This is a genomic window from Pollutimonas rozaliensis (assembly GCF_048751585.1).
Classification (GTDB): Bacteria; Pseudomonadota; Gammaproteobacteria; order Burkholderiales; family Burkholderiaceae_B.
Genome location: NZ_JAZHOB010000018.1, coordinates 1 through 2229 on the forward strand (window position 1 = coordinate 1; position 2229 = coordinate 2229).

At 54.1% G+C, this 2229-nt stretch carries 2 tRNA genes and 1 rRNA gene; all 3 read right to left on the reverse strand.

From position 1 onward, the window contains the following. Nucleotides 1-5: 5 nt before the first annotated feature. Nucleotides 6-81, reverse strand: a tRNA-Ala gene (locus tag V0R37_RS21755). 18 nt (nucleotides 82-99) lie between these two features. Beyond that, nucleotides 100-176 (reverse strand) — tRNA-Ile (locus tag V0R37_RS21760). Between the two features lie 119 nt (nucleotides 177-295). Continuing rightward, a 16S ribosomal RNA gene (locus V0R37_RS21765) occupies nucleotides 296-1828 on the reverse strand. Nucleotides 1829-2229: the final 401 nt, after the last annotated feature.

Here is a 2229-nt window from a genome sequence, read left to right on the forward strand (position 1 = left end):
AGAGGTGGTGGAGGATGACGGGATCGAACCGACGACCCCCTGCTTGCAAAGCAGGTGCTCTCCCAGCTGAGCTAATCCCCCGCAGCGATAAAATCGTACTGGTGGGTCAAGTTGGAATCGAACCAACGACCCCCGCCTTATCAAGACGGTGCTCTAACCGACTGAGCTACTGACCCAGTGTGCGCCCCAAGACACGGCCGTACTGGCCCCTTGCGGCGTAACCTTGTCGTGGCTTACTCTTTCTAATTAAACAGCCAATAAGTGTGGACGCTTTCGCTTCGTGTGCGTCGCTCTGAAAGGAGGTGATCCAGCCGCACCTTCCGATACGGCTACCTTGTTACGACTTCACCCCAGTCATGAATCCTACCGTGGTAATCGCCCTCCTTGCGGTTAGGCTAACTACTTCTGGTAAAACCCACTCCCATGGTGTGACGGGCGGTGTGTACAAGACCCGGGAACGTATTCACCGCGACATGCTGATCCGCGATTACTAGCGATTCCGACTTCATGCAGGCGAGTTGCAGCCTGCAATCCGGACTACGATCGGGTTTCTGGGATTGGCTCCCCCTCGCGGGTTGGCGACCCTCTGTCCCGACCATTGTATGACGTGTGAAGCCCTACCCATAAGGGCCATGAGGACTTGACGTCATCCCCACCTTCCTCCGGTTTGTCACCGGCAGTCTCATTAGAGTGCCCTTTCGTAGCAACTAATGACAAGGGTTGCGCTCGTTGCGGGACTTAACCCAACATCTCACGACACGAGCTGACGACAGCCATGCAGCACCTGTGTTCCGGTTCTCTTGCGAGCACTTCCCAATCTCTTAGGAATTCCAGACATGTCAAGGGTAGGTAAGGTTTTTCGCGTTGCATCGAATTAATCCACATCATCCACCGCTTGTGCGGGTCCCCGTCAATTCCTTTGAGTTTTAATCTTGCGACCGTACTCCCCAGGCGGTCAACTTCACGCGTTAGCTGCGCTACTAAGGCCCGAAGGCCCCAACAGCTAGTTGACATCGTTTAGGGCGTGGACTACCAGGGTATCTAATCCTGTTTGCTCCCCACGCTTTCGTGCATGAGCGTCAGTATTATCCCAGGGGGCTGCCTTCGCCATCGGTATTCCTCCACATCTCTACGCATTTCACTGCTACACGTGGAATTCTACCCCCCTCTGACATACTCTAGCTTGGCAGTTAAAAATGCAGTTCCAAAGTTAAGCTCTGGGATTTCACATCTTTCTTTCCAAACCGCCTGCGCACGCTTTACGCCCAGTAATTCCGATTAACGCTTGCACCCTACGTATTACCGCGGCTGCTGGCACGTAGTTAGCCGGTGCTTATTCTGCAGGTACCGTCAGTGACACCCGGTATTAGCCGGTGCCGTTTCTTCCCTGCCAAAAGTGCTTTACAACCCGAAGGCCTTCATCGCACACGCGGGATGGCTGGATCAGGGTTTCCCCCATTGTCCAAAATTCCCCACTGCTGCCTCCCGTAGGAGTCTGGGCCGTGTCTCAGTCCCAGTGTGGCTGGTCGTCCTCTCAAACCAGCTACAGATCGCGGCCTTGGTGAGCCTTTACCTCACCAACTAGCTAATCTGATATCGGCCGCTCCAATAGTGAGAGGTCTTGCGATCCCCCCCTTTCCCCCGTAGGGCGTATGCGGTATTAGCCACGCTTTCGCGTAGTTATCCCCCGCTACTGGGCACGTTCCGATATATTACTCACCCGTTCGCCACTCGCCGCCAGAACCGAAGTTCCGCGCTGCCGTTCGACTTGCATGTGTAAAGCATCCCGCTAGCGTTCAATCTGAGCCAGGATCAAACTCTTCAGTTCAATCTCTGTATAAATCGTAATTTCCATCCTGCCCGAAGGCAAGTGGTCATACGTCGCGTTTCGCTCAAAGAAAAAGACCGGTTTAAATTTCTTCAAACCTTACTTCTTCAATTGTGCGAGCACTTGATAATTTTGGCGACCTCTCGTGAGAAAGGCTGCACACTCATTCCAAGCGCCCACACTTATCGGCTGTTAAATTGTTAAAGAGCGTTTACTGCCCGGCGCGGCGCCCGTTGGCGCACTGCCGTTACCGCTATTTCCGTACCGCTTCCAACACCCCGCTGGCCGTTGCCGGTGCAGCGCGTTGCTGTGTCAGCAGCAGAGAAACGAGATTATGAAGCAGTTTTTTAAGCTTGTCAAGTTGGGGTGTGTCGCGCTGGCCTCAAGACCTAAACCGCCAA